The sequence below is a fragment of the Streptomyces sp. NPDC040589 genome, assembly GCF_055594445.1.
Window position 1 is genome coordinate 1,280,719 of sequence record NZ_JBVIWP010000001.1, and the last position, 26,419, is coordinate 1,307,137.

The following is a 26,419-nucleotide window of genomic DNA, read 5'->3' on the forward strand; positions in this document are numbered from 1 at the left end:
TCGGCGGGGGAGATCGCGGCGGGCGTACGGGCCCGGGAGCTGCGCGCGGTGGACGTGGTCGCGGCGGCGCTGGAGCGGATCGATCGGGCCGATCCGGAGCTGTGCGCGTTCGTCGAGGTGTGGCACGAGAAGGCGCTGCGGCGGGCGGGCGAGGTGGACGCGCTGCTCGACGGGCGTTCCGGGAATGTCCCCCGTACGAGTGGAGCTGACGACTCCGAGCACCTCCGGCACACGAGCGAAACCCCCGACGGGTCGGGGGACGTCCCCCGCGGGAGCGCAGCCGCCAGGCTCGGGGGCGTCCCTCGCACGAGTGATGCCGAGACATCCGGGGATGCCCCTCGCACGAGTGGTGCCGAAGGGTCAGGGGGTGTCGCCGACAGGTTCGTGGAGGGCGGGTCGCTGCCGCTCGCCGGTGTGCCGGTCGCGGTGAAGGGGCGGCACGGGATGCGGGCGGCGGGGCCGCTGGTCGCGGCCGGAGGGGTCGTCGTGGGGGCGACCTCCGTGCCCGGGCCGGGGACGCCCTGGCAGACCTGGGGGCTCGGTGCGCGCGGCCGGACCGTCAACCCGTGGCGGGCCGACCGTACGCCGGGCGGTTCCTCGGCCGGGTCGGCGGTGGCGGTGGCGGCCGGGCTGGTGCCGCTGGCGACGGGCAGTGACGGGGCCGGGTCGGTGCGGATCCCGGCGGCGTGGTGCGGGGTCGTCGGTCTGAAGACCACGGCCGGGCGGCTGCCCTCCGCCGACCGCACGGGGCTTGCCGTCCCGGGCGTGCTCGCCCGCTCGGCGTCGGACGCGGCGGGCTGGTGGCAGGTGGTGACGGGCGAGCCGGAGCCCGTCCCCCCGCCCCTGCCCGTCACCGCCGTCTGGTCCCCCGACCTCGGTTTCGCCGGGCCCGATCCGGAGCCCGTCGCCCTCGCCCGGGCCGCGGTGGAACGGCTCGTGGCGGCGGGTGTCGTACGGCTCGTACGACCGCGGGTGCCGCTGCGGCTCATGGACCCCGGGCCCGCGTGGCTCGCCCTGCGCACGCCCGGTGCCGACCTGGCCGAGGCCCACCGTGTCCGGGCGGAGAACGACCGGCGGCTGGCCGGGCTGTTCGACGACGCGGAGCTGCTGCTGACGCCCACGGCACCCACCGCGCCGCACGGCCACGAAGGGCCGGGGGATCGCTACTCCACCTCGCTCACCTGGGCGTTCAACCTCAGCGGGCATCCGGCGCTGAGCCTCCCGGCGGGCTTCGGCGAGGACGGCTGCCCGGCCGGGCTGCACCTGGTGGCGCCGCACGGACGGGAGGCGCTGCTGCTGGCCGTGGCGCGGGAGACGGAGGCGCGTATCGGGAGCTGACGGCACCCCGGTCGGGCGGCCACCCCTGGCGGATTTGAATGCGTGCGCATATGATGCAAGCGCGCATAATCGCCGTACGCCTTTCTTCTGGGGGACACTATGACCCGCCGCTTCCTTTTCGTCCTGGGCAGCGCCCGCGCCGAGGGCAACTCCGAGCTGCTGGCCCGCCGGGCCGCCGAGCAACTGCCCCCGGACGCCGAACAGCAGTGGCTCGACCTCAGCGAGCACCCGGTACCCGACTTCGAGGACCTGCGGCACGACAGCGACCATGTCCGCCCGACCGAGGGCAACCTGGCCCTGCTGCTCGACGCCACGCTCGCGGCGACGGACATCGTGATCGTCACGCCCCTGTACTGGTACTCGGTCTCCGCACAGACCAAGCGCTACCTGGACTACTGGTCGGGCTGGCTGCGCACGCCCGGCCTCGACTTCAAGGCGACCCTGGCCGGACGCACCCTGTGGGGCGTCACCGCCCTCGCGCACCGGGAGGAGGTGGTCGCCGACCCGCTGATCGGGACGCTCCACAACTCGGCCGCGTACATGGGGATGCGCTTCGGCGGGGTGCTGCTCGGCAACGGCAGCAAGCCCGGTGACGTGCTGAACGACACCGAGGCGCTGACCCGGGCGAAGGCGTTCTTCTCCCAGGAGGCACCGACCGCCCGGTTCCTCTACGAGAAGTGAGCCCCGGCCCCTCCCGGAGAGGGACCTCTAGGCCGTGATGTCCTTCGTCGTGAAGCGGGCCCAGGCCGCCGAGCCGAACACCGCCGCGTACAGGGCCTGGAGGCCGAGGTTCTTCGTCAGGTCGTCCCAGTAGACCGGCTCGCGCATGAGGTCGGCGAAGGACAGCCAGTAGTGCGAGAAGAAGTACGGCTGGAGGGCGTGCAGCTGCGGGATCTGGTCGAGGATCTGGACCGTGATCAGCAGGCCGACGGTGGTCGCCATCGCCGCGATGCCACTGCCCGTGAGCGTCGAGACGAACAGGCCCAGCGCCGCGACGCCGATCAGTGACGCGGCGACGGCGAGGGCGATCAGCAGGGCTCTGCCCAGGCCCTCGGCGAAGCTGATCCGCGTACCGGAGATGGTCGTCAGGTCGCCCAGCGGGAACAGCAGCGCGCCGACCGTCAGCGCCGAGACGGCGACCACCAGGGTGGCCACCAGGCAGAAGACGACGACGGTCGCGTATTTGGTGAGCAGCAGGCGGCTGCGGCCTGCCGGGGCGACCAGCAGATAGCGGAGTGTGCCGGCGTTCGACTCGCCGGCGATCGCGTCGCCCGCGACGACCCCGATCGCCATCGGCAGGAAGAACGGGAGAGTGGCGGCCAGGGCGGTGAAGACGAGGAACAGGCCGTTGTTGGTGATCTGCGAGATGAAGGCCGGCCCTCCGCCCCCGCCACCGCCGGGCGACGAACCGTCACCCGTCTCTATCTTGACGGCGATGCCGACCAGGACGGGCACGCCCGCCAGGACGGCCAGCAGCGCGAGGGTGCGCCAGCGCCGGAAGGTCGTGGTGAGTTCGCTGCGCAGCAGCCCGAAGGTCCACAGCGGGCTCACCGGGCGTACGGCCGCCGCGGTCTCAGCCTGCGACATCGAACCCCTCCCCCGTCAGCGCCACGAACGCGTCCTCCAGCGAGGCCCGCTCGACGGTGAAGCCCCGCACGCGCACCCCGGCCGTCACCAGCGCGGCGTTCACGTCGGCGAGGTCGCGGTCCGGCGGTTCGCCGGTCACCCGGTCGTCGGTGACGACGACGTCGCCGACGCCCTGCTCCTTCAGCACCCGGGCCGCCTCCGCCGGGTCCGGCGTGGTCACGACCAGCCGGCCGCGCGCACCGGCGGACAGCTCCGCCACCGGGCCCTGCGTGATCAGCCGACCCTGGGCCATCACGGCCGCGTGTGTGCAGACCTGCTCGATCTCGTCGAGCAGATGGGAGGAGAGGAAGACGGTCGTGCCGTCCGAGGCCAGCTCCCGGATCAGGGTGCGGATTTCGCGCATGCCCTGCGGGTCGAGGCCGTTGGTCGGCTCGTCGAGCACCAGCAGCCGACGCGGCTGGAGCAGGGCGGCCGCGAGGCCCAGGCGCTGTTTCATGCCCAGTGAGTACGCCTTGGCCTTCTTGCCCCCTGCGGCCGTCAGGCCCACCCGGTCCAGGGCGGCGGCGACCCGGGCCCGCCGGGTGCGCGGATCGGCGGCCGGGTCGGCCGAGTCGTACCGGATGAGGTTGTCGCGGCCGGAGAGGAAGCCGTAGAGGGCCGGGCCCTCGATGAGGGCGCCGACGTGCGGCAGCACGGCGCGGGTGGCCCGGGGCATGGGCTGCCCGAGGACCCGCGCCGTGCCGGAGGTGGCCTCGATGAGGCCCATCAGCATGCGGATGGTGGTGGTCTTGCCGGAGCCGTTGGGGCCGAGGAAGCCGAAGACGCTGCCCGCCGGGACGGTCAGGTCGAGACCGTCGACGGCGAGCTGTCCGCCGCGGTAGCGCTTGGTGAGCGCGCGGGTGGCGATGACCGGTTCCCCGGCAGCGGCATCCGCGCCGCTCGGCTCCGGCACACGCTCGGGCTCCGTGGCGGACGGTTCGCCCATCGGCTTCCTCGTTCTCTCGACGCCCCTGTGGTTCTCTCGACGCCCTGTGGTTCTCTCGACGTCCTGTAGCCGTACGGGACTTACTTGCCGGCGTCGGCCGCCTTCACGAGCGCGTCCTTGGTGACCAGGCCGACATAGACCTTGCCGTCGTCCGTGATCAGGGCGTTGACCAGGCGGGTCGAGAAGACCGTGCCCGAGCCGAACTTGCCGGTGACCTTGTCGCCGAGCGAGTTCACGAAGCCGCCGAGGTCGTCGCCGGCCTCGCCGGAGGGCACTCCCTCGCCGCCGGTGTCGAAGGTGGCTATGGCGTTCCAGCCCTCGCCGATGGTCTTCATGCCGTCGAGGCCCTTGCCGAGGTCCTTCTCGGACTTCGGGAGGGACTTCGGGGCGTGCTCGCGCGCTTCGGCCTTGCCGGACGCCTTCGGCTCCGCGGCCTTCTCCTCGGTGACCTTCGCACCCTTCGGCGGGGTGAAGTCGAAGGTCGACGCGGCCGGCTTGGCGAAGTCGACCTGGGTGAAGCCCGCGTCGACGACGGCGGAGCCGCCGCTCGCCGGGGTCAGCGTGAACTTCAGCGGCGTGCCCGTCTTCGCGTCCACGGCCACGGTGATCGCACCGACCGTCGAGCCGGACTGCTTCGGCTTGATGAGCAGCTTGTAGGCGTCCCGGCCGGCGACCTGGGCGGTGCCGTCGACGGTCACGGAGGTCGTGTCGTCGGCGGCCTTGAGGGCCTCCTCGGCGAAGTCCTTCGGCGTGGCCGGCGGCTGCCGGTCCTTGCCGCTCTCGGAGGCCGTGCCGTGGTGGACCTCGTTCGACTTGCTGTCGTAGGCCCAGACGTCCTTGCCGTTGTGGACGATGCTGTACTCGGCGGCGTTCTCCAGCAGCGACAGCTTCTGCTTGTCCGGGCCGTCGGCCGCGACGCGCAGGGTGTGCGTGCCGGAGGCCAGTTCGGTGAGCTTGGCGGTCGGGTCGGCGGAGGAGCCGCCCTCGCCCTGGCTCGCGGCACCGGACATCAGGCTGCTCTCCAGCCCGCCGAGGTCCGGCAGCCCGAGGTCCGTGCTGATCTTCACGGTGCCGGACAGCTGCTGGACGTCCGACTTGGCGATCTTCTCGATGAGCTGCTGTGCGGTGATCTTCGGGAGGTCGGGGTCACCGGAGTCGGCGAGCGCGGGGACCAGCCCGATCGTCGCGGCCGCCACCCCCATCACCGTGACCGGTACGACGTACCGCGCGGCCTTGCGCCGTCCGGAACGCTGCTCGTCGACCTCCCCGGCGGTCGTGCTGTCGTCGGATGCGTACGGTGCCATGTGTGCCCTACCTCCGTGGTCGGCGGCGGCTGTCCGTGTCGTCCACGCACTCGTCCCTGAGCCGCCATTCTCACCCGAACAGGTGAGGAGTGGTGTTTTCCGTGGTGTCCATCTGACCAAATCGGCCAGGGAAATACGTCAGACCCCGGACTCAACTCCACGTACTGCTGGGGTATGACACGGAAGGGCGGCTTCTCCCCCGACCCGTAGGGGTTGCCGGTCAGCCAGCCCGGTGCACCACCGCGTCGCACAGCTCCACGAGTGCCGTCTTCGCGGCGCACTCGGGCAGGGGAGCCAGCGCCGAGCGGGCGTCCTGGGCGTAGCGCACGGTGTCCTTCCGGGCCTGCTCCAGCGCCGGGTGGGCGCGCAGCAGGCGCAGGGCCTCGGCGTGCCGTTCGTCGTCGGTGAGGTCGGAGTCCAGCAGCTCGCACAGGGCGATGTCGTCCGTGAGCCCGAGCCGGGCCGCCCGCTCGCGCAGCCGCAGCACCGGCATGGTGGGGATGCCCTCGCGCAGATCGGTGCCGGGCGTCTTGCCGGACTCGTGGGAGTCGGAGGCGATGTCCAGGACGTCGTCGGCGAGCTGGAAGGCGACGCCGAGCCGCTCGCCGTACTGGGTCAGCACGTCCACGGTCGTCTCGTCGGCGCCGGACATCATGGCGCCGAACCGGCACGACACCGCCACCAGCGAACCCGTCTTGCCGCCCAGCACGTCCAGGTAGTGCTCGACGGGGTCGCGGCCGTCCTGCGGTCCGGCCGTCTCCAGGATCTGCCCGGTCACCAGCCGTTCGAACGCCTCGGCCTGCACCCGCACCGCCTCCGGACCGAGGTCGGCCAGGGTGTGCGAGGCACGGGCGAAGAGGAAGTCGCCGGTGAGGACCGCGACGGAGTTGCCCCAGCGGGTGTTCGCACTCGCCACCCCGCGGCGCACCGTCGCCTCGTCCATCACGTCGTCGTGGTACAGCGTGGCGAGGTGGGTCAGCTCCACGACGACGGCCGACGGCACGATCCCGGGCGCGTACGGGTCACCGAACTGGGCGGAGAGCATCACGAGCAGCGGACGGAACCGCTTGCCGCCGGCCCGCACCAGGTGCTGGGCGGCCTCCGTGATGAAGGGCACCTCGCTCTTGGTGGCCTCGAACAAGCCTTCCTCGACAGCCGCCAACCCGGCCTGGACATCGGCTTCCAGAGCCTGGTCCCGCACGCTCAGCCCGAACGGCCCGACGTCGGTCACGAGGGGTCTCCTGTCTGCTGTGTCTGCCGGTGATTACGCGGATTGTCGATAGGTCGCTGCCATCACTCGACTCAGCGTATCCGGTCACGTTTCGATCACCGCCAGCGCCCATGGTTACAGGCCGGGTGGTATCTGATCACGACCGTTATGTTTTCGATCAGCTCATAAGAACAGACATTTATCGACTTACCAGGAGGTAGTGAGATATACACGATTTGCCATGATGATTGAGCAAATTCCCATTGGCGGGAATTGCCCCACAGGCTCGTGATCAGTGAGTTGAATCACGTTAACCCCTTTGTCGCCCCACCTCGGCATCGACCCGTACCCCCTTCAGCCGAACGCCAGTTGAGCCTTGGCTCTCGCAAAGGATCAAGCGGACCAAACACCCCCGACCAAGGTCAACCACGCGATATGTGACTCCGGTGCTTGTTCCCGACATGTGCTCTCGCATACGTTCCCGGCCTGTCCGGCGGACGCCGAATCCTGCCACCGCCCGGACCCCCACACGAACCGACCACTCACGCAGGGCAGGAGCGGGGGACCCAGGTAAGTCGCCGGTCCGCACAGCGGCACGGCTCGGGGTGAAGCCGCGTACGGCAGTACACCGCCATACGCGGCCGGGCACCTCCCGGCCCGAACCCGACAGCTCACCTCGCAGGCGCCGGAGAGGAATTTCGCCATGGCCGGACGAGGCAAGCACCGTCGCCCCAGAACCAACCCGCTCTCCCGAGGTGTCGCGATCGCCGGCACCGGCGGAGCGGCACTGACCCTCCCGCTCCTCGGAGCCACCTACGCGAGCGCGGCCGAGGCGCCGCAGAGCGCACCCGCCGTCGCACAGTCCGTGCCGCAGGCGGCCCAGCCCAAGTCGCTCACGTACACCGTGGTCAAGGGCGACACGCTCTACCGCATCGCGGACAAGTACGACGTCGCGGGCGGCTGGAAGAAGCTCTACAAGGACAACCGCTCCGCCGTCGGCGACAGCCCGAAGCTGATCCACCCGGGTCTGAAGCTGAAGGTGTCGACGACCAAGGCGCCCGCCGCGAAGAAGGCGACCAAGTCGTCCGCCCCCGCCAAGCCCGCCGGTGGCGCCGCCAAGGCCACCCAGGCCTCCGCGAAGACCTACGCCAACAACCTCGACGGGTGGATCCGCGAGGCGCTGGACGTCATGGCGCAGAAGGGCATTCCGGGGTCGTACGACGGCATCTACCGCAACGTCATGCGCGAGTCGTCCGGCAACCCCCAGGCGATCAACAACTGGGACTCCAACGCCGTCAAGGGCACCCCCTCCAAGGGCCTGCTCCAGACCATCGACCCGACCTTCCAGGCCTACCACGTGGACGGCACGTCGTGGGACCCGTACGACCCGGTCGCCAACATCACGGCGGCCTGCAACTACGCGGCCGACCGCTACGGCTCGATCGACAACGTCAACGGCCCGTACTGAGCCGTCCCGCCCAGCAGTCGCTCGAGGACGACGGCGATGCCGTCGTCCTCGTTCGACAGGGTGATCTCGTCGGCCACGGCCTTGAGTTCGGGATGGGCGTTCGCCATCGCGACGCCGTGGGCGGCCCAGTCGAACATCGGGATGTCGTTGGGCATGTCACCGAAGGCGATGGTGTCCGCCGGCCGCAGCCCCAGATGCTCGGCCGCCAGCGCCAGGCCCGTCGCCTTGGTGACGCCGCACGGCTGGAGCTCGACCGTGCCGGGCCCCGACATCGTCACCGTCGCCAGTGAGCCGACCACCGAACGGGCCGTCGCCGCCAACTCGTCGTCCGTCAGGTAGGGGTGGCGCAGCAGCACCTTGCTGATCGGCTCGCCCCACAGGTCGTCGCGCCGCTCGACCCGTACGGCCGGCAGGGTCGGGTGCGGCATCAGATAGCCCGGCTCGATGAGCGTGAGCCCGTCGACCCCGTCCTGGTCGACCGCGGCGTACACCTGCCCCACCTCGGCCTCGATCTTGCCGAGCGCGGTCTCCGCCAGTTCCCGGTCCAGGGTGATGGACCACAGCAGCCGGTCCGCGCCCGCGTCGTACACCTGCGCGCCCTGCCCGCACACCGCGAGCCCCGTGCAGCGGAGGTCGTCGAGGAGCGGTCGCACACGCGGCGCCGGCCGGCCCGTCACCACGAGGTGCTGGGCACCGGTGTCCGCCACCCGCGCGAGCGCGGCGAGCGACCGGTCGGAGAGGGTGTCGTCGCCGCGCAGCAGCGTTCCGTCCAGGTCGGTGGCGATGAGTGAATATGCGATGGGTGCGGCCATGATCAGAGAATACGGACAGCGCGCCCGTTCGTTTCATCCCCCGGCGCACACCGATTGCCCGGTTGAAGGCCTCTGTACCAGTTGGCAACAACATGGTCCGCTACCTACCGTCGGGGCCGTCTCGAGCGGTACCTTCCATGTGTCCAGGGGGGACTTGATCGGGGGGTCGGGTTGAGCAGTGGGCGCATTCGCGTGGCTGGGCCCGGGGAGCTCGGCGAAGGGGAAAAGGAGCGCTGGCGCGCACTGCGCGCTGCCTCCGAGGCACCGCGCAACCCTTTCATGGAACCGGAGTTCACCGAAGCCGTCGGCCTGGTGAGGCCGCAGGCCCGGGTCGCGGTGGTGTACGAGGGGCTGGAGCCGGTCGGCTTCCTGCCCTATGAACGGGGCCCGTTGGGCCAGGGCCGGGCGATCGGGCTCGGCGTCTCGGACGCGCAGGGGGCGATCCTGCGGCCGGGCCTGGACCTGGACACGGGCCGGCTCCTCAAGGCCTGCTCGGTGTCGAGCTTCGCCTTCGACAACCTGGAGGCCGAGCAGCGGCTGTTCGTCCGGTACGCGGCCGAGGAGCACGCCACCTACGTCGTCGACGTGGAGAAGGGCTACGAGACGTACGAGTCGGTGCTGCGCGCCCAGTCGCCGAAGTTCCTGAAAACCACCCTGGCCAAGGAGCGCAAGCTGGGCCGGCAGGTCGGCGAGCCGCGGTTCGTGTTCGACGAACGCGACCCGGCCGCGCTGCGCACCCTCATGGAGTGGAAGTCGGCGCAGTACCGCAGGACGGGCCGGCAGGACCGCTTCGCACGGGAGTGGATCACCCGGCTCGTGGGACGGCTGGCCCGGACCCGGGCACCGGAGTGCGCCGGCACGCTGTCCGTGCTGTACGCCGGGGAGCGGCCCGTCGCCGCGCACTTCGGACTGCGCTCGGCGTCCGTCCTGGCCTGCTGGTTCCCGGCCTACGACCCGGAGTTCGCGAAGTACTCGCCGGGTCTGGTGCTGCACCTGCGCATGGCCGAGGCGGCGGCCGCCGAGGGCATCGGCGTGCTCGACCTGGGGCGGGGCGCGGCGGAGTACAAGGACGCGCTGAAGACGGGCGAACTGCCCGTGTACGAGGGTGCGGTGACGCGGCCGGGGGCGGGCGCTGCGCTGCACTGGCTGAGCCGCGAGCCGGCGCGCCGCGCGCACAGTTTCGTCCGGGGCAGGCCGCGGCTCGCGGCGCTGGCCGCGCGGACCCTGAAGGGCGCGGCTCGGCTGCGCCGTACATGAGCACGAGTTCGTACCTGACACGAGTGGGGGGTGAGGGGCGCATGGCTCGTTCGTCGCGTGCGCGGGAGGAGATACGGCGGTTCCTGGACATCGGGGCGGTGCAGGTCGCCGAGCTGGACCTCGACGGTGACGAGGCGGTGCTCAGACCCGGTCCGGGGAGCCCGCCGGTGACGCACGGCGAGGTGTTCGTGCTGGTCCGCAGGGGTGGGCGGCCCGTGGGCACGCTGCTCGGGCGGGTGCCGGAGGGGGCGGACGCGCGAGGTGTGCTGGCGGAGCGGGCGCGGGCGGAGTGTGCGGCCGGGGATGTCCGGGACGCCGGTGAGCCCGGGGACGCCGGAGTTGCCGGGTTGGCCGGGGAGCCTCCGTACGCCAGTGTCGTCGTCGCGACCCGGGAGCGGGCCGGGCAGCTGGCCCGCGCGCTGGACTCGCTGCTGGCGCAGGACCATCCTCGGTTCGAGATCGTCGTCGTCGACAACGCGCCCGTGACGGACGAGACGCGGGAGTTGGTCGAGCGGAAGTACGCCGAGCGCGTGCGGTACGTGTGCGAGCGGGTGCCCGGCCTCGCGGTCGCGCACAACGCGGGCCTCGCGGCCGTCCGGGGCGAGGTGGTCGCCTTCACCGACGACGACGTGGTCGCCGACCCGCGCTGGCTGGCCGAGCTGACCGCGCCCTTCGCCGCCGACGCCGGACTCGGCTGTGCCACCGGGCTGATCCTGCCCGCGCGGCTGACGACCCCGGCCCAGGTGCTGCTGGAGAGCCACGGCGGCTTCGCGAAAGGCTTCACTCCAAGGACGTACGACCCGGCGCGTCCGCCGGGCGACGAACCGCTGTTCCCGTTCACGGCGGGGCGGTTCGGCTCCGGTGCCAACATGGCGTTCCGTACGGCGGTGCTGCGCTCCGTCGGCGGTTTCGACCCGGCCACCGGTGCCGGTACGGCCGCCCGGGGCGGTGACGACCTCTACGGCTTCGTCCGTGTCCTGGCCCAGGGCCACCGGCTGCGCTACACGCCGCACGCACTGGTGTGGCACCACCACCGGGAGACCTGGCGGGACCTGGAGACCCAGGCGTACGGCTACGGCGCCGGGCTCACCGCCTATCTGACCGCGGTGCTGGTGAACCGGCCCGCGCTGCTGCCGGCGTTCCTCGCGCGGCTGCCCCGCGGCCTCGCCCACGCCCGGACGCTGACGGCCGTACGCGAGACGGACGGGGGCGGGGCGCCGGGTGACCACGACGTGCGGACGCATCCCTGGCCACGGCGGCTGTCGCGGTTGCAGCGCAGGGGGATGCTGTACGGGCCTGTCGGCTATGTGCGGGCGCGGCGGGCGCTGCGCGCGACGGTCGGCGCGACGGTTCGGGGGGCGAGATGAGGACGTCGGCGCGTACGCGTGGTGAGGGACCGATATCGCCCTCGGGGACCCCGGCCATCCCCGTCTTCCTGTACCACGCCGTGATGGACGACCCGCCCGACTGGATCGCCGAGTTCACGGTCACGCCGAAGCAGTTCGCGGCCCACCTCGACGCCCTGGCCGACAGCGGCCGTACGCCGGTCACGATCAGTACGGTCGCCGACCATCTGGCCGGGCGGGCGCCGCTGCCGCCCCGGCCCGTGCTGCTCACCTTCGACGACGGCTTCGCCGATCTGCCCGGCCCGACCGCCGAGACGCTGGCCGGCCGCGGGCTGCCCGCCACCGCCTATCTCACCACCGGCGCCATCGCCCCGGGCGGCCGCAGTCTGCTGCCGCCCGCCCCGATGATGACCCTGGACCGGACGGCGGAGCTGGAACGTTCCGGCATGGAGATCGGCAGCCACACCGTGACCCACGCGCAGCTCGACACCCTGTCCGGCAAGGACCTGGCGTACGAACTGCGCACGTCGAAAGCCGTGCTGGAGGACGCCCTCGGGCACGAGGTCCGCCACCTCGCCTATCCGCACGGCTACAACAGCCCGCGGGTGCGGACCATGTCGGCCCGGGCCGGCTACGAGACGGCGACCGCCGTACGGCACGCGCTCAGCTCCGACCACGACGAGCGGTACCGCATCGCCCGGCTCATCGTGCGGCGTACCCACACCGTCACCGACGTCGAGGGCTGGCTGGCGGGGACGGGCGCGCGGGTCGCGCCGTACCGCGACGGGCCGAAGACGATCGCCTGGCGGTGGTACCGGCGGGCCCGTGCGGTGGTGCACGGGCCCGAGTTCGCGGGCTGACCGCCGCGTTCGGTCGTCACTTGAGCGGCTGGTTGAGGTACGGGTCGGCGGCGGCCTTGCGCAGGCTGTCCCAGGCCGCGTCGTTGGCCAGCGCCAGGTTGCAGTGCGGTCCGGGGTCGCGGTAGTTCCACTGGAGGGCGGCCTTGACGCCCTCCAGGCCCTTCAGCACCCCGGGTACCTGGGCGTACCACTCGGCCTGCCGCTGCGGGCGGGCCGAGTCCTCGGCGGTGCCGAACTCGGAGAGCATCAGCGGCTTGTCGTCGGAGATGTTCTCGCGGATCCAGTCGTGCGCGGTGTTCTGGGTCTGCTCGAAGCTCATCCAGCCCGTGTTGTGGCAGCGGTAGTAGTTGTACTGGTTGTAGCCGATCCAGTCGACGTACCGGTCGCCGGGATACATCCGCTTCATCTCGTCGGCGTGGTCGAGATAGCCGGTGGTGATCCACGTCCAGACCACGTTGTCGACGCCCAGCTCGCGGAACCGGTCGTGGATGTGCCGGTACGCCTTCACGTACTCGGCGGGGGTGCCGTTGTCCGGGGTGCGGGTGTCCATCTCCAGGTCGAAGGAGAGGAAGACCTTCTTGCCGTAGTCCTTGATGCGCCGGGCCTGGACGTCGATGACCTTGTCGTCCAGCTCACCGGACGCGATCTGCTTCCAGGTCGGCTGCTGCTTCTTCGTGCCGCCCCACCACTTGCTCTCCCAGGACAGCAGCAGCAGGTGGTCCTCGCCGACGCGCCGTTCCTCCGGGGTGAGCAGCTGGCCTTCGCGGCGGGTGCCCTGGGGCAGCGACATGTCGTGGTACGTGTACACGATGTCCAGCTCGCGGCCCACGCGTTTCTCGTAGGCGCGCACCTTCTCGGGCAGGTCGCCACGCTCGTGCGGCACGAACGCGCCGAACCAGGCGCCGCAGGGGGGTTCCAGGAGTGCGGTGGGGCGGCAGTCCGCCCTGGAACCGGAGCCTTGGGGGTCCGGTCCGGAGGCGTCCCTGAGGGCGAGTGCGCCGACCAGGACCGCGCTGACGACCGTGGCGGACGTGATCAGCAGACGGCGCCGGCTCGATGCGAACGGGCCGGCGGCCGGCTGCTCCTCGGTCGTGCTCGAGTCACGGCGAAAGGGACGGTGGGACCGATGGGGACGGTCGGATCGGTGGGGACGGTCGGATCGGTGGGGACGGTTGAACCTCACTGAGCGGAACCCTTCGGTGTACTCGGCGTCGTCCTCGGCTGCGGGGAGGCGCGCAGCGGCGGACAGAACGCGGCGAGCGTGGTCAGCAGAGTCAGCGTCAGCAGCACCCGCTGCGCACTGAAGGTGTGCGTGGCGATCAGGACGGTCGCGACGAGCATCACGGCACCGATGCTCATGAACAGCACCAGCATCAGCCGCTCCAGCAGGTCGGAGTGGCGTGCGAAGTCCGGGTCCCGGCGCTCGACGGGCCCTTCGGCGGGCCGCGCCCCCAGTGCGGGGGCGCAGACTCTGACCATCGCCGCGCCGGGGCCCGCGGCCAGGAAGAGGACGACCGCGGCGCCCCGCAGCGGCGATCCGCCGGGCAGGGCGAGCGCGGCGAGCGCGAGCCAGCCGCCGAACGGCGGCAGCATCCGGACCACGAGTTCCTGCGGTGTCATCGCTCCGCTCCCCCAGCCTGCTTCAGTACGTAGAGCCATCCGGCGCTGTTCTGCGCCACGAGCCGGAACCGCGGTGAGGCGGCGACGGACTTCCGGACGCGGTCCAGCTGCGCCTCGGTGAGCTGGCCGTTCATCTCGGAGTTGGCCAACTGCCCCTGCGTGAGCAGGAAGTAGGCCCGGGCCGGTCGCTCCACCCCGGCCATGTCACTGGCGAGGGTGGCGGCCGGCTTCTGGACGATCCGGTCGACGTGACTGCGGGCGTCGTCGAGGAACCAGTAGTGGTCGACACTCCAGTAGGAGTCGTACGCGAGCGGGTAGTTGCGGTTGGCGGCCACGACGAGCGAGCCGTCGGGGGCCTGGTCGAACAGCTGCCGTACGAGGGCCACTTCCTGCGGCGGGAAGTAGTTGATCCGGTCCTTGCCGGAGTAGGCCGGGACGAACGCCAGGGTTCCGCCGAGCAGCGCGGCCAGCGGCAGCCAGACGCCGAGCCACCGTCGCCCGCCCTCGGCGGGGGCGGCCTGCCGGCTGCCGGCTTCCCGCGCGGCGGCGTCGGCGGCCAGTGTGCGGACCTTGGGCAGCAGCGCCGCCGCGGCGAAGAACGCGGCGCCGGGCAGCATGAAGAGCAGCACCCGGAAGATCATCTCGCTGCCGTAGCTGCTGGCCGCGAACATCGGCAGCGGGGCCGCCGCGATCAGCAGCAGCGGCCGGGCCCGGTGCCGCAGCACCCGTTGGCGCAGCACGCCGAGAGCCGCGAGCAGCAGGACGGAGCCGGACAGCAGCCGGGCCGCCCAGGAGGTCGCGATCGCTCCGGTACCGGTCGGGGTGGCGCCGTACCCCGTCTCGACGTTGGCGCCGACGTCGCCGACCGAGCGGATCATGTCCGGCATCGCGGCGGACAGGAAGGGCAGCGCCGCCGTGAGACACCAGGCCAGGAAGATCACGACGGTCGTGACCACCGGGACCCAGTCGCGGTAACGGCGGCTGAGGCACAGGGCGAGCAGGCAGACGACCAGCATGCCCGGGGTGAGCTGGTGGGAGATGACGATCGCCACGAGCATGACGGTGATCACCACCGTCCACACGGCCTGCCGGGGCTGCCCGCGCCGCACGGCGGACCGGCCGAAGCGGCGCAGGACGACGGCCAGGACGCCGACATGCAGCGCGTAGGCCACGGACTGGGGCGAGAAGTAGTCCTGCCCGACCCAGTTGGCGACGTAGAAGAGCCAGACCGCCGTCCAGATCAGCCGCCGGTCCTCGGTGAAGGTGCGGTAGATCAGCAGCAGCGGGAGCAGCAGCATCAGGCTGGAGGCCAGGGGCCACCAGGCCATGAACATCGCGGCCGAGTCCACGCCCAGCAGCCGCACCAGGGCGGCCTGGGCGGCGAAGAAGCCGGGCCACTGGTCGTACACCGCCATGTCGCCGACCTGGTCGGCCGTTTGCAGACCGCCGGCCGTCAGCAGATGGTCGATGACCGCCTCGTGCTTCCACGCCCAGGCGTACAGCGGGGTCGGGTAGACCACGGCCTGGGTGGCCCGCTCCATCACCAGCAGCCCGAGGACGTACGCCGCCGCCCAGCCGCCCCGCCGGCGCGGATCGCGGACGGTGAACCAGAAGCCGGTGGTGAGCACCGCGAGGCCGGCCCAGAAGGTGGGGTGCAGCGCGGTGACCAGGCCGTAGTCGTCGAGCCGCGAGACGTCGGTGTGCCGCACGGCGTACACCCAGAGGGCGAGCGCGGCGAACAGCGGCACGCCGGGCCAGGCGAGGGCGCGGCGCCCGGGCCAGACGGGAGGCAGATCGGACAGGTCCGTCACGGGCTCATGGGCGGGGCTCGACGACTCCGAGGAAGAGGGGCTGGAGGACTGGCTGGAGGTCTCGGGGTGGGGAGCCGACGAGTCCGCTTGGTCCCGGGCAGGTGTGGGTTCTGGCGTGGATCTCTCCCGTGGAGTTGCTGGCGGACGCACGGTGGTTCCCCCCTGGCGATTCGGCTCTGTTCGACTCTGTTCGGCGCTGGATCGTGTCTGTTCGGCGCTGGATGGTGATCAGTCGCTGGGCCGGCCGCGCGGTGAACCGTCGGCCGTTCGGTTGGATCTGGAGCGGGAGAGCGTCCACGCCGACGCGGCGCGGCGGAGCAGCAGGAGCAGGAAGAGGACGGCGAGCAGGGGCGGCGCGACGGGTGCGAGCGCGTCGCGCCACACCCAGCCGCCGACCGCGACGAGATACAGAACCCCCCAGCGCCCCGGCCACGACAGCCGCCCGCTCGCGCTCGCGAGCAGCAGCCACAACGGCACGAGGCACAGCATCTGGCAGACCGGCGGCGCCCAGCGCAGCAGCGGCTCGGGCCCGTCGAGCCCCAGCGTGTCCGCGAGGAAGCCGGCCGTCTTCTCATACAACGCCCCGTCCACCGGCCGCGGTTCCCGTCCGAGGGCGACCGGTGCGGTGTACAGGGCGAGCAGGGCGGCGTACAGCGCCGTGCCGGGCAGCCACGGGTCGTGCCGGGTGCACAGCGTGAGGGCGGCGACGAACACCACGAGCAGCAGGCCCCCCGCCGTGAGCGAGGGCAACGGCAGCCCCTCCAGCAACTGACGTCCGGTCAGCGCCGCTTCGGAGGCGTCGCCGAGCCAGGGCAGGTCGCGCAGCGGTGCCAGGAAGAAGACGGTGGCGACACCGAGCAGGCTCCAGAGGGCGCCTCTCAGCCGCCGCTCCTGTGGCTCCTGGTCCGTGACCGGTTCTCCGGGATCGGGTGGTGGTGCTCCGGGATCGGGTGGTGGTGCTCCGGACTCTTGCGACGGCTCCCGGGGTGGCCCCTCCGGCCGCACGATCAGCGCCAGCGTGTCCGCCTGCAGCGCCTCGCGTTCGTACCCCGGCCTGCCGATGAACAGGGTGACCGTGTCCTCGTCACCGTCCTTGGGCTGGTACGCGGCCCGGCGCGCCCAGGTCGTGCCGTACCCGGCGGTGGCGTTGAGCTTGGCCCAGCGGGTGCCGTAGGAGGGGTCGGCGGGCGGGCGGACAACGGGCGCGCCGTCGTCGTGGCGCAGTGCCGCGCGCAGCCCGACCGAGGAGACGACGGCGATCAGCGTCATGCTCAGCAGCACCGCCCAGCCGGCGCCCGCGATCCCCGCCGGGGTGAACAGCACGGCCGCACTGCCCAGCACCAGGACGCACATGGCGCCTTGGAGCGCGGCCAACACACCCGTACGCCCCTGGACGCGCAGCACGCCGATGTACAGCTCCACCACGACCCGCGGCAGCGCGCCGAGGGCGAGCAGCCGCAGCACGGTCGAGCCGTGCTCGGCGTAGTCCGGGCTGAAGGGCGTGAGGATGTACGGGGCGAAGAGGACCAGTACCAGCACGACCGGGACCAGCAGCAGCGTCATGCGCCGCAGTGCTCCCCGGACGCCGTCCGCGAGCTGGCGCGGGTCGTGCGAGGCGTGCGCGGTGAGGGACGAGGCCATGTTGATGGCCATGAACTCCATCGTGCCGCCGACGGTGTACGCCACGTAGAAGTAGCCGTTCTCCGCGGCGCTGAAGCGGACCGCGACCATCACCGGCAACAGGTTGATCATGGCCAGGCTGAACAGCGCGCCCAGCGAGTCCCCGGCCAGGAAGCGGCCCATGTCGCGGAGTCTCGGAGGCTCCTTCTCGCGGTCGTGTGCCGCTTGGCCCGGGATGAGCTTGCGGAAGATCAGCCAGCCCAGCGGCAGGGTGGAGAAGGCGATCGCCACCGCCCAGGACACGAAGATGCCGAGGACGGGCAGCGTGCCGGCGAAGACGGCCAGCAGGGCCAGTTTCCCGACCGAGAACACCGCGTTCCCGGCCGGCACCCACTCCGCCTTGCGCAGTCCGGTGAGCACACCGTCCTGGAGGGTGAGCAACGCCCAGGCCACGCACGCCGCGACGAACACCGCCCCCGCCATGGGGGTGCCCAGGGGGGCGTACGAGGCGCCCCAGGCGTCGAGTGTGAGCAGGAAGACGGCGGCGGCCAGCGCCACGACCAGCGAACTGGCCGCGTACGTGCCCCACACCAGGCGCCCGGTCTCCCGTCCCGCGCGCGGGACGAAGCGCACGACGGCCCCGATCATCGTCGTCGCGGTGATGCTGGCGAGCAGCCGCATCGCGGCGATCGCGGCGGAGCCCTGGCCGACGGCCTCCTCGGAGTAGTAGCGGGCGGCCACCAGCCAGAAGCCCAGGCCCAGCACGGCGGACACGCCGGTGCTGAGCATGAGGAAGTAGGCGTTCTTGAACAGCGAGTCGTGCGTGTGTTCGCTGCCGGCAGGCCGCGGCCCGCCCCCGTCGGCACGCGTGGGGGCGGGCTCGTGCACCTGGATCTCAGCCACGGGACTAACCCAGCCCTCCCGGTGTCGGACTGCTCCTGGACAGCTCTCCCGGTGCTTCGACCGGTTGTGCCCCGGACCGCTGCAGCACCTCGACGACCGTCCGCGCCCTGAGCGGGTCCACGGGCAGCGCGTGCCGCGCGAACCAGCGGGCCGCCTCGGGGGCCGGTGAGGGGTCGGTGAACTCCGCTCCGGCGTAGTCGTCCAGGGGCGGGTCGTAGAGGTAGCCGACGATGATGCCCCGTCGCGCCAGTGCCGCGATCGCCGCGTCCCGGTCCGCCACGAACAGCGGGACGCGGAACAGCGGCTGGGTGCCGGACTCGTCGCGCGGCTTGGCCCAGGGTGTGGACAGCAGCAGCTCCGTGCCCGCCCGGCAGGCGTCGAGCACGTCGTCGAGCCCGTCGAGCTTGCGCCCGATGCGCCGCAGCCGCAGCAGGCCGGACTCCTGGCGGTAGTCGTGCATGTCGACCCGCACCCAAGGGTGGTGCGCCTCGAGCCCGGGCGCCCGGCGCTCGGCCTGGGCGAGTTCGTCCGGGCGCAGCGGCATCCGGATCTCCTCGCGGTCCGCGAGGCCCAGCAGCCGGATCGCGGCCCAGGCGGCGCGCCGCAGCCGCAGCCCGCGTACCGTCGCCTCGGCGAACGGCCGGACGGCGTAAGCAAGTTCGGAGCTCGCCCGGCGCGGCACGAGCAGCCCCGCGCAGGTCTTCTCCACCGCGTCCCGCAGCCCCGGATCGGCGAGCGAGAGCATGCCTCCGGCCTTGGCGCCCACATGCTTGGACAGGCTGAACGCGGACGCCTCCCCCCACGCCCCGACCGGCCGGTCCCCCACCCTGCTGCCGATGGCGTGCGCCGCGTCCTCGAACAGCGGGATGCCGAGCGCGTCGCACTTCCGCCTGAGGCGCGGCGCCGGGTCCGGGTTCCCGTACAGGTTCGTCGTGAGCACGGCCGACACCGAGCGCCACGTCTCCTCGGGCACGGCGTCGAGGTCGATGGACGCGTCGAGCGGGTTCAGCGGCGCCTGCACCGGGCGCAGTCCGGCCGCGAGCACGACGAAGAAGATGACGTCGTCGTTGACCGGCGACATCAACACCCGTCCGCCGGGCGGGCACCAGTGGCGCAGCGCCACGTACAGCCCGAAACGGCACGACGGTACATACACACATTCCCGGCCGAGCCGGACGCGCATGGTCTCTTCCAGCCGCTTCGGCTGTGGACCACGCCGTACCGAGCCCGGACCGGCCTCCCCTATGGCCATCCGCCCCCCTGGTGTGCCATGGGAACGCCCCCTCCCCGAGGCCTTCCGGCACCCGCCCAGAGTCGCCCCGTTCGCACCGCTCCGTCAAGATTGCGTCGCGTCCTGTGGATAACTTCCGGCACGTACGAAAGTGTCGTCTCGTCCGCCCCGTCCGAGTCGCGCCGACCGGCCACCCCCACACCCACCTGCCCCGTTCGCCCGGGTCCGCCTCCTCGGACTCTGCCCACGACCGGCGTGCCACCCGTAACGTGTGGCACGACCACGAATACGTGGCGACGACATGGCACACCCGAAAGCGAGGCAGCACCCGATGCCCCCCTTCGATGTCCCCGAGGGCGACCCCTTCGGCCCGCACAATCTGCCGTACGGCGTGTTCTCCCTCCCCGGCTCGTCCCACCGGTCCGTGGGTGTCCGGCTCGGCGACCATGTGCTGGACGCCGGTGCCGCGGCCCACGCGCTCGGCTCCCCGTACGCCGCCCTGCTCGCCCGGCCGACCCTCAACCCGCTGCTGGCGGCGGGCCGCACGGCCTGGTCGGACGTGCGCCGGGCACTGACCGCCTGGGTGACCGTGCCGTCCCACCGCGAGACCGTCGAACCGCTGTTCCATCCCCTGTCCTCGGTGACCCTGCACCTGCCCTTCGAGGTCGCGGACTACGTCGACTTCTACGCCTCCGAGAACCACGCCCGGAACGTCGGCCAGATCTTCCGCCCCGACGCCGCCGACTCCCTGACCCCCAACTGGAAGCATCTGCCGATCGGCTACCACGGCCGCTCCGGCACGGTCGTCGTCTCCGGCACGGACGTCGTACGCCCCTCCGGCCAGCGCAAGGCGCCCGCCGACGCCGCTCCCGTGTTCGGACCGTCCGTCCGACTGGACATCGAGGCGGAGGTCGGCTTCGTGGTCGGCGCGCCGTCCCGGATGGGCGAGCCGGTGTCCCTCGACGGCTTCCGCGAGCACGTCTTCGGCCTCTGCCTCCTCAACGACTGGTCCGCGCGCGACATCCAGGCCTGGGAGTACGTCCCCCTCGGCCCGTTCCTCGGCAAGTCCTTCGCCACGTCGGTGTCGGCGTGGATCACCCCGCTGGACGCCCTGGAGGAGGCCCGGGTGGCCCCGCCGGCCCGGACGCACGAGCTGCTGCCGTACCTGGACGACAGCGACGAGGAACCCGGCGGCTACGACCTGCGGATCAGCGTCGCCGTCAACGGCCACGTCGTCTCCGAGCCGCCCTTCTCCACCATGTACTGGACGGCCGCCCAGCAGCTGGCCCACATGACCGTGAACGGCGCCTCCCTGCGCACCGGCGACCTGTACGGCTCGGGCACGGTGAGCGGCCCGTCGGACCGGGAGCGGGGCTCCCTGCTGGAGCTGACCTGGAACGGCCGCGACCACCTCGAACTCCCGGACGGCAAGAGGACGTTCCTGGAGGACGGCGACGTGGTGACCCTCTCGGCCTGGGCCCCGGGGCCGGACGGTGTGCGGGTGGGGCTCGGCGAGGTGACGGGGCGGGTGACACCGGGAGCGGAGTGAACCCTCGCGGCAGGGGCGAGTCTGGCCGACAGTCGCCCCTCCCGGCTCTTCCGATGGCGTTCGACCCCTGACTCACACCGCCCGGCCCGTCATACTGGGCGTCGGGCGGTGTGTCCGCCCGCGCGCGGTACACGGCCCGTTCGGCGAACACCTCGACCGTGGCACCCGGGCGCACAGCAGCCGCTCTCCCCCGCACCACCCGTAGCCGCCCCTCTTCCGACCAGGAACCGGAGCCCGTGGCAATGACCGTCTGCCTGCTCCTGCTGAGCGTTGTCGCCGTGACGGCCGCCGTGCCCGTGCCCCGGGCGCTGACCCGGTCCGCGTGGCCCGAGCGGGAACCGGTGGTCGCGCTGTGGGTGTGGCAGTGCCTGGTCGCCACCGTCCTGCTGTGCTGCGTGACGGCTCTCGCCCTGGGTGCCGCCGCCGTCTTCGGCACGGTCCGCGCCCAGCTCTTCGCCCCGGCGCCGCCCGCCGTGACCGCGGCGTACGACCTCTCCACCGCCCCGCCGTGGGCCGCCACCCTCACCCTGCTGCTGGCCTGCGGCGCGGCCTGGACGACCGCGATGCTCGCGCGCGAACTCGTCGAGGCCCGCCGACGCCGCGCCCAGGCCCGCGCCCACCTGCGCGAACGCGCCCCCGACTTGCCGGCCGGCCTGCCCGCCGCCCGCGGTCCCCTGCTGGTCCTGGAGGACGAGTACCCCGACGCCTGGTGGATGCCCGGCAGTCCGTCCCAGCTGATCGTCACCACGGGCGCCCTGCACCGCCTCACCGGCCACCAGCTCGACGCCGTCCTCACCCACGAGCGCGGCCACGCCCGCGCCCGCCACGACTGGCTGCTGCACCTGTCCACGGCCCTGGCCACCGGCTTCCCCCGCATCCCGCTGTTCGCCCACTTCTGCGACCAGACCCACCGCCTGGTCGAACTGGCCGCCGACGACACCGCCTCCCGCCGCTGCGGCCACCTGACCACCGCACTGGCCCTGATCGAGCTCAACCAGCACCGCGGCGTCCTGTCCTGCGCCTCCAGCCACCGGCTGCTGGGCGAACGGGTCGACCGGCTCCTGGAACCGCCGCCCCGGCTCGGGCGCAGGCACCGGGCCCTGACGACCACCACGGCCGCGCTCGTACCGCTGCTGCCCCTGCTGATCGCGTTCGCCCCGGGCCTGACGGCGCTGTCGTAGCCGTACCGGCCGGGCGCCGGAGCCAGTGGGGCGGATCCGGCCGTCGAACGGCCGCGGCCGTGGTGGCAGATCTCCCCACGGGCCCGCCGAAACCGCAGCTCAACAGTCGAACCGGTCACATTCCCGGTGGCGCAACACTCCCGCAACACTCCTTTTCCTATCGGATAGGTATGGTCCGATCCATGCCCATCGACCGCAGCCGAGACCACGCCGGACCGGGAGCCGCGACCACCGTCGCCGCCCACCGCGCGCGGCGACGGCTGCGCGCCGACCGGGCCAGGCAACTGGCGGACCTGCTCCGCCAGCAGACGCTCACCGGCGCCTTCCCCGGCGGCACCCTCCCCCACGAGTCGACCCTCGCCGCCGACTACGGCGCCGGCCGCAACACGGTCCGCGAGGCGCTCGACCTGCTGCGGGCCGAGGGCCTCGTGGAGCGCCGGCCCGGCGTCGGCACCGTGGTCGTGGCCCACAAGTACCCCCACGGTCTCGACCGCCTGATGGGTCTCGCGGAAACCCTCCGCGAACACGGCCGGGTCACCAACGAGGTCCGCACCATGGGCCCCGCCCCGGCACCCGCGCCGGTCGCCGAACGCCTCCACCTCGCGCCCGGCACCGACGTCCTCTACATCGAACGCCTGCGCCGTCTGAACGGCCTCCCCCTGTCCCTCGACCTCACCTACATCCCTCTCGACATCGGCACCGAACTGCTCGGCGCCGACCTGGAGAACACCGACGTCTTCCGCCTCCTGGAAGCCGTCACCGGCCAGCCCCTCGGCCACGCCGAGATCACCCTGGAAGCGGTCAGCGCGGACACCCACTCGGCCGCCGTGCTCGAGGCCCCGCGCGGCACCGCCGTCCTCATGCTGGAACGCCTCACCCACCTCGCGGACGGCCGCCCGGTCGACCTGGAGTTCATCCGCTTCCGCGGCGACCGCATCACCATGAGCGGCCTGCTGCACCGGTACCGGTAACCACCCCGCTCGCGCAGATCCCTGGAGACAGCCATGCCCTTGGCGCCCCAGCGGGCCGACGTGCCCGTGACCATCGACGAGTCGAAGTGCATCGACGGCTGCACGCTCTGTGTGGACATGTGCCCGCTGGACTCCCTCGCCATCGACGAGAGCAACGGCAAGGCGTACATGCATGTCGACGAGTGCTGGTACTGCGGCCCGTGCGCGGCCCGATGCCCCACCGGAGCCGTCACGGTCAACATGCCCTATCTGCTCCGGTGAGAGGCCCGAACCGCCATGTCCCGAACCATCACATCCCGAACCACCCTGAAACGCACCGCGGTCGCGATGTCCGCCGTCGTCCTCCTGCTCCCGCTCAGCGCCTGCGGCGGTGACGCCGAGGCCGGCAGCGGCTCCACGGTCACCGTCACCGTCGGCTACCAGTCCAGGACGATCAACACCGTCACGGCGGGCACCCTGCTCCGCTCCCTCGGCTACTTCGAGAAACAGCTCAACGCCCGCCACGACGGCATCACCTACAAGGTGAACTGGCAGGACTACGCCACCGGCGCGCCGATCACCGCCCAGATGACCGCCGGGAAGATCGACATCGGCTCGATGGGCGACTTCCCGCTGCTCATCAACGCGGCCCGCGGCAAGCAGCTGAACAGCCCCACCCGCCTGGTCTCGGTCACCGGCTACAACCTCCGCGGCGGCCTCAACACCATCGTCACCGCGCCCGGTTCCAAGCTCGCCTCCCTGAAGGACCTGAAGGGCAAGAAGGTCTCCACGAGCGTCGGCTCGGCCGCCGACGGCACCCTCGTACGGGCCCTGCAGCGCGCCGGCATCGACCCGAACAGCGGCATCGAGAAGCTCAACCAGCAGCCCTCCGTCGGCGCCTCGGCTCTCACCGCGGGCAGCGCGGACGCGCTGTCGCAGTTCGTCGCCTGGCCGGGCCTGCTCGCCTACCAGGGCAAGGCGAAGGCCCTGTACGACGGGGCCCGGCTGAACCTGCCCACCTTCCACGGCGTCACCGCCCGCGAGCATTTCGCCAAGGAGCGGCCCGCCGTGCTGGACGCGTTCCTGAAGGCGCAGGCGCAGGCGACGGACTATCTGAACGACCACCCGGTGGACGCCGCCGAGAAGGTCGCGAAGGCGACCGCCCTGCCCGCCGAGGTCGTCTACCTCTACAACGGCGCTCACGGCATCGCCACCTTCGACCCGGCCATCAAGCCCCAGCTCGTCTCCGCCTTGAAGAAGGACGTCTCGATCCTCAAGTCGGCGAAACTCACCGGCGACGTGGACGTCGACTCCTTCGTCGACGACCGGTACGTGAAGAAGGCCCTCGGGCCGACGGCGTACGCCAGGCAGCTCGCCGCGAAGCCCGCGCCGGCCGCGAGCGAGGCCTGGCCCAAGGGCGCCTCGAAGACCGTCACCTTCACCTCCCCCTCTCAGCTGCTGAAGTACGTGGCCGGGCACCGCGACGCCGTCCGCGCCGCCTACGTCCCCGACACCACCACCGGCACCCTGTGGTTCGCCGACAAGGCCGTGTGGGTGGCCGACGGCGACAAGCTGCTGCCCTTCGTCGCGCCCGAGACCGCGCAGGCGTACATCGCCGGGCACGGCGGAGCGCGGGTCGTCTCCTACGCCGACGCTCTGGAGCAGGCGTCGTGAGGCGTTATGTGCTCCGCGTGGCCTCGCTGGCGGTCGCCCTCGGCCTGTGGCAGGCGCTGACCAGCCTGAACGTCGATCTGTGGCTGCGCTTCTCGCAGTTCCCGACGGTCACCGACGTGGCCCGGGCCTTCGCCGCCCGGCTGTCCGGGCCGGACTACTGGACGGACCTGACCGACAGCCTGACCCGGATCCTCACGGGCTTCCTGCTGGCCGCCGTCCTGGGCGTCGCCACGGGCGTGCTGGTGGCGCGCTCGCGGCTCGCCGAGGACCTGCTCGGCCCGGTGCTGGAGGTGATCCGCCCGATCCCGGCCATCGCGCTCGTCCCCGTGGCGATCCTGCTCTTCCCCTCCAACGAGCAGGGCATCGTCTTCATCACCTGCACCGCCGCGTTCTTCCCGGTCCTGGTCTCCACCCGGCACGCGGTGCGCGCCCTGACCCCCATGTGGGAGGAGGCGGTGCGCACCATGGGCGGCGGCCGGTGGCGGATCCTCGGCTCCGTCGTCCTTCCGGGCGCGCTGCCCGGCGTGTTCGGCGGCCTGTCCGTCGGCATCGGCGTGTCCTGGATCTGCGTGATCTCCGCCGAGATGATCTCCGGCCAGTACGGGGTCGGCTACCGCACCTGGCAGGACTACACCGTCGTCGACTACCCGGGCGTGTTCGTCGGCATGGTCACCATCGGCGTGCTCGGCTGGCTCACCTCCACGGCCGTGGAACTGCTGGGCCGCCGCCTCACCCGCTGGCTGCCCCGCACCGCCTACGTCCCCGGCGCCCGGCCGCCCCGCCCCGCCCGGTCCGTGAAGCCCGCGCCGGCCGCCCCCGCCGCCGTATCCGGCGGCCCCGTGTCCGGGGGCCCCGCATCCGAGGAGGCACGCGATGAGCACCTCGTCTGAGACCGTCGGCACCTCGCCCGAGACCGGTGTGAGCGCCTCGAAGGAGACCACCCCAGGCGCCTCGCCCGAGACCGTCACCGGCCCGCCGGTGCGCGGCACGCGGCTCACCCTGGCCGGCGCCTCCCTCGGCCGCCCCGGTGCACCCGCGCTGGACGACGTCGACCTGGACATCGCCCCCGGCGAGATCCTCACCGTCGTCGGCCCGTCCGGCTGCGGCAAGTCGACCCTCCTGCGCACCCTGGCCGGCCTGCTGTCCCCGCTCGCCGGGGAGATCACCCAGGACGGGCACCCGCTGACCGGCCCCGCGGCCGACCGCGCCCTGGTCTTCCAGGAGGACGCACTGCTCCCCTGGCGCACCCTGCGCGCCAACGTCGAACTGCCCCTCGCCATCCGCGGCGTGTCCCGCGCCGAGCGCCGGGAACAGGCCCAGTCGTGGCTGGAGCGGGTCGGACTCGGCACGCAGGCACGGCAGTTGCCGCACCGGGTCTCCGGCGGGCAGCGCCAGCGCGTGCAGCTGGCCCGCGCCCTGGCCGCACGCCCGCGCGCCGTCCTGATGGACGAGCCGTTCGGCGCGCTCGACGCCCAGACCCGGGCGGGCATGCAGGACCTGCTGGTGGAGGTGCTGCACGGCACGGGCGCGACCGTCGTCTTCGTCACCCACGACGTGGACGAGGCCCTCTTCCTCGGCGACCGTGTCGCCCTGCTCGGCGCGGGCGGCCTCGTCGCCGTACGGGACGTGCCCCGCCCGCGCGACCGGGGCGCGCACGACGACCCGGCGCGCGTGGCCCTGCGGCGCGACGTCCTCACCTCGCTCGGTACCTGA

The 26,419-nt window shown here is 72.2% G+C and carries 23 protein-coding genes and 1 riboswitch; of the genes, 13 read left to right on the forward strand and 10 right to left on the reverse strand.

The window, feature by feature from the left end; genetic code table 11:
- The first annotated feature begins 48 nt into the window (after window positions 1-48).
- Both ACZ58V_RS05915 and ACZ58V_RS05920 read left to right on the forward strand, forming a co-directional pair.
- Complete coding sequence (locus ACZ58V_RS05915) at window positions 49-1,338, forward strand: amidase family protein (protein ID WP_471288527.1); 1,290 nt, start codon at window positions 49-51, stop codon at window positions 1,336-1,338.
- A 99-nt stretch (window positions 1,339-1,437) separates the two neighbouring features.
- Window positions 1,438-2,019, forward strand: coding sequence for a flavodoxin family protein (locus ACZ58V_RS05920; protein WP_471288528.1), 582 nt, complete (start codon window positions 1,438-1,440; stop codon window positions 2,017-2,019).
- Between the two features lie 27 nt (window positions 2,020-2,046).
- On the opposite strand, the gene ACZ58V_RS05925 is transcribed toward ACZ58V_RS05920, so the two are convergent.
- The 4 genes from ACZ58V_RS05925 to ACZ58V_RS05940 all read right to left on the reverse strand — a co-directional run bounded on the left by ACZ58V_RS05925 (window position 2,047) and on the right by ACZ58V_RS05940 (window position 6,445).
- Entirely contained in the window at window positions 2,047-2,925 is an 879-nt protein-coding gene (locus ACZ58V_RS05925) for an ABC transporter permease (RefSeq protein WP_468186757.1), read from the reverse strand.
- Window positions 2,912-3,910 carry an ABC transporter ATP-binding protein gene (locus ACZ58V_RS05930; protein WP_471288531.1) on the reverse strand — a complete coding sequence of 333 codons (999 nt, stop codon included), beginning with the start codon at window positions 3,908-3,910 and terminating at the stop codon, window positions 2,912-2,914. Before ACZ58V_RS05930 ends, ACZ58V_RS05925 begins: the two co-directional genes overlap by 14 nt.
- An 80-nt stretch (window positions 3,911-3,990) precedes the next feature.
- Window positions 3,991-5,214, reverse strand: a complete 1,224-nt coding sequence (locus tag ACZ58V_RS05935; RefSeq protein ID WP_471288533.1) for a LolA family protein — start codon at window positions 5,212-5,214, stop codon at window positions 3,991-3,993.
- Window positions 5,215-5,434: 220 nt separating this feature from the next.
- Window positions 5,435-6,445: a polyprenyl synthetase family protein gene (locus ACZ58V_RS05940; RefSeq protein ID WP_468186748.1), complete on the reverse strand. Its 1,011-nt coding sequence runs from the start codon at window positions 6,443-6,445 to the stop codon at window positions 5,435-5,437.
- 504 nt (window positions 6,446-6,949) lie between these two features.
- Window positions 6,950-7,124: riboswitch (cyclic di-AMP (ydaO/yuaA leader) on the forward strand.
- Between the two features lie 3 nt (window positions 7,125-7,127).
- Here ACZ58V_RS05940 and ACZ58V_RS05945 point away from each other — a divergent pair.
- Complete coding sequence (locus tag ACZ58V_RS05945; protein WP_468186745.1) at window positions 7,128-7,892, forward strand: transglycosylase SLT domain-containing protein; 765 nt, start codon at window positions 7,128-7,130, stop codon at window positions 7,890-7,892.
- Here the strand turns inward: ACZ58V_RS05945 and ACZ58V_RS05950 are convergent.
- A complete protein-coding gene (locus ACZ58V_RS05950; RefSeq protein WP_471288534.1) occupies window positions 7,856-8,704 on the reverse strand; it encodes an HAD family hydrolase in 849 nt (282 codons plus the stop codon). The two genes, ACZ58V_RS05945 and ACZ58V_RS05950, sit on opposite strands and share 37 nt — an antisense overlap.
- Before the next feature lie 171 nt (window positions 8,705-8,875).
- Between ACZ58V_RS05950 and ACZ58V_RS05955 the strand changes: the two genes are divergently transcribed.
- From ACZ58V_RS05955 to ACZ58V_RS05965, 3 genes are all read left to right on the forward strand, one after another.
- On the forward strand, window positions 8,876-9,961 hold the full coding sequence (locus ACZ58V_RS05955) for a GNAT family N-acetyltransferase (RefSeq protein ID WP_471288536.1): 1,086 nt from the start codon (window positions 8,876-8,878) through the stop codon (window positions 9,959-9,961).
- 41 nt (window positions 9,962-10,002) lie between these two features.
- The gene (locus ACZ58V_RS05960) at window positions 10,003-11,328 is read left to right on the forward strand and encodes a glycosyltransferase family 2 protein (protein ID WP_468186736.1); all 1,326 of its coding nucleotides are present in this window, start codon (window positions 10,003-10,005) and stop codon (window positions 11,326-11,328) included.
- Between the two features lie 83 nt (window positions 11,329-11,411).
- Window positions 11,412-12,167, forward strand: coding sequence for a polysaccharide deacetylase family protein (locus tag ACZ58V_RS05965; protein WP_471288538.1), 756 nt, complete (start codon window positions 11,412-11,414; stop codon window positions 12,165-12,167).
- Between the two features lie 16 nt (window positions 12,168-12,183).
- Here ACZ58V_RS05965 and ACZ58V_RS05970 read toward each other — a convergent pair whose 3' ends face one another.
- The 5 genes from ACZ58V_RS05970 to ACZ58V_RS05990 all read right to left on the reverse strand — a co-directional run bounded on the left by ACZ58V_RS05970 (window position 12,184) and on the right by ACZ58V_RS05990 (window position 19,373).
- Window positions 12,184-13,050: a glycosyl hydrolase gene (locus tag ACZ58V_RS05970; protein ID WP_468186730.1), complete on the reverse strand. Its 867-nt coding sequence runs from the start codon at window positions 13,048-13,050 to the stop codon at window positions 12,184-12,186.
- Between the two features lie 296 nt (window positions 13,051-13,346).
- Complete coding sequence (locus ACZ58V_RS05975; RefSeq protein WP_189728609.1) at window positions 13,347-13,787, reverse strand: hypothetical protein; 441 nt, start codon at window positions 13,785-13,787, stop codon at window positions 13,347-13,349.
- Window positions 13,784-15,598 (reverse strand): glycosyltransferase, encoded by a 1,815-nt coding sequence (locus ACZ58V_RS05980; RefSeq protein WP_468186728.1) that lies wholly within the window; start codon window positions 15,596-15,598, stop codon window positions 13,784-13,786. The genes ACZ58V_RS05975 and ACZ58V_RS05980 overlap by 4 nt, the downstream gene beginning before the upstream one ends.
- Window positions 15,599-15,826: 228 nt before the next feature.
- A complete protein-coding gene (locus ACZ58V_RS05985; RefSeq protein WP_471288539.1) occupies window positions 15,827-18,121 on the reverse strand; it encodes a lipopolysaccharide biosynthesis protein in 2,295 nt (764 codons plus the stop codon).
- A 4-nt stretch (window positions 18,122-18,125) separates the two neighbouring features.
- Entirely contained in the window at window positions 18,126-19,373 is a 1,248-nt protein-coding gene (locus ACZ58V_RS05990) for a DegT/DnrJ/EryC1/StrS family aminotransferase (RefSeq protein ID WP_468186722.1), read from the reverse strand.
- A gap of 310 nt (window positions 19,374-19,683) precedes the next feature.
- Here ACZ58V_RS05990 and fahA point away from each other — a divergent pair, with 310 nt between their 5' ends.
- The 7 genes from fahA (at window position 19,684) to ACZ58V_RS06025 (ending at window position 26,419) form a co-directional block, all read left to right on the forward strand.
- Window positions 19,684-20,901: a fumarylacetoacetase gene (fahA, locus tag ACZ58V_RS05995; RefSeq protein ID WP_468186719.1), complete on the forward strand. Its 1,218-nt coding sequence runs from the start codon at window positions 19,684-19,686 to the stop codon at window positions 20,899-20,901.
- Between the two features lie 242 nt (window positions 20,902-21,143).
- Window positions 21,144-22,082: a M56 family metallopeptidase gene (locus ACZ58V_RS06000; RefSeq protein WP_184591929.1), complete on the forward strand. Its 939-nt coding sequence runs from the start codon at window positions 21,144-21,146 to the stop codon at window positions 22,080-22,082.
- Window positions 22,083-22,252: 170 nt separating this feature from the next.
- On the forward strand, window positions 22,253-23,053 hold the full coding sequence (locus tag ACZ58V_RS06005) for a GntR family transcriptional regulator (RefSeq protein ID WP_468186717.1): 801 nt from the start codon (window positions 22,253-22,255) through the stop codon (window positions 23,051-23,053).
- Between the two features lie 33 nt (window positions 23,054-23,086).
- Complete coding sequence (locus ACZ58V_RS06010; protein ID WP_010986276.1) at window positions 23,087-23,314, forward strand: 4Fe-4S dicluster domain-containing protein; 228 nt, start codon at window positions 23,087-23,089, stop codon at window positions 23,312-23,314.
- A 45-nt stretch (window positions 23,315-23,359) separates the two neighbouring features.
- Complete coding sequence (locus tag ACZ58V_RS06015) at window positions 23,360-24,706, forward strand: ABC transporter substrate-binding protein (RefSeq protein ID WP_471288749.1); 1,347 nt, start codon at window positions 23,360-23,362, stop codon at window positions 24,704-24,706.
- Window positions 24,703-25,596 (forward strand): ABC transporter permease, encoded by an 894-nt coding sequence (locus tag ACZ58V_RS06020; RefSeq protein ID WP_471288542.1) that lies wholly within the window; start codon window positions 24,703-24,705, stop codon window positions 25,594-25,596. Before ACZ58V_RS06015 ends, ACZ58V_RS06020 begins: the two co-directional genes overlap by 4 nt.
- Window positions 25,580-26,419 carry an ABC transporter ATP-binding protein gene (locus ACZ58V_RS06025; RefSeq protein ID WP_468186709.1) on the forward strand — a complete coding sequence of 280 codons (840 nt, stop codon included), beginning with the start codon at window positions 25,580-25,582 and terminating at the stop codon, window positions 26,417-26,419. Before ACZ58V_RS06020 ends, ACZ58V_RS06025 begins: the two co-directional genes overlap by 17 nt.

Bases quoted from the DNA above. Each gene is read 5' to 3' on its own strand.
- ACZ58V_RS05920 (WP_471288528.1), top strand. From the start codon at position 1,438: ATGACCCGCCGCTTCCTTTTCGTCCTGGGCAGCGCCCGCGCCGAGGGC.
- ACZ58V_RS05925 (WP_468186757.1), bottom strand. From the start codon at position 2,925: ATGTCGCAGGCTGAGACCGCGGCGGCCGTACGCCCGGTGAGCCCGCTG.
- ACZ58V_RS05930 (WP_471288531.1), bottom strand. From the start codon at position 3,910: ATGGGCGAACCGTCCGCCACGGAGCCCGAGCGTGTGCCGGAGCCGAGC.
- ACZ58V_RS05935 (WP_471288533.1), bottom strand. From the start codon at position 5,214: ATGGCACCGTACGCATCCGACGACAGCACGACCGCCGGGGAGGTCGAC.
- ACZ58V_RS05945 (WP_468186745.1), top strand. From the start codon at position 7,128: ATGGCCGGACGAGGCAAGCACCGTCGCCCCAGAACCAACCCGCTCTCC.
- ACZ58V_RS05950 (WP_471288534.1), bottom strand. From the start codon at position 8,704: ATGGCCGCACCCATCGCATATTCACTCATCGCCACCGACCTGGACGGA.
- ACZ58V_RS05960 (WP_468186736.1), top strand. From the start codon at position 10,003: ATGGCTCGTTCGTCGCGTGCGCGGGAGGAGATACGGCGGTTCCTGGAC.
- ACZ58V_RS05965 (WP_471288538.1), top strand. From the start codon at position 11,412: ATGGACGACCCGCCCGACTGGATCGCCGAGTTCACGGTCACGCCGAAG.
- ACZ58V_RS05975 (WP_189728609.1), bottom strand. From the start codon at position 13,787: ATGACACCGCAGGAACTCGTGGTCCGGATGCTGCCGCCGTTCGGCGGC.
- ACZ58V_RS05990 (WP_468186722.1), bottom strand. From the start codon at position 19,373: ATGGCCATAGGGGAGGCCGGTCCGGGCTCGGTACGGCGTGGTCCACAG.
- fahA (WP_468186719.1), top strand. From the start codon at position 19,684: ATGCCCCCCTTCGATGTCCCCGAGGGCGACCCCTTCGGCCCGCACAAT.
- ACZ58V_RS06000 (WP_184591929.1), top strand. From the start codon at position 21,144: ATGACCGTCTGCCTGCTCCTGCTGAGCGTTGTCGCCGTGACGGCCGCC.
- ACZ58V_RS06005 (WP_468186717.1), top strand. From the start codon at position 22,253: ATGGTCCGATCCATGCCCATCGACCGCAGCCGAGACCACGCCGGACCG.
- ACZ58V_RS06010 (WP_010986276.1), top strand. From the start codon at position 23,087: ATGCCCTTGGCGCCCCAGCGGGCCGACGTGCCCGTGACCATCGACGAG.
- ACZ58V_RS06025 (WP_468186709.1), top strand. From the start codon at position 25,580: ATGAGCACCTCGTCTGAGACCGTCGGCACCTCGCCCGAGACCGGTGTG.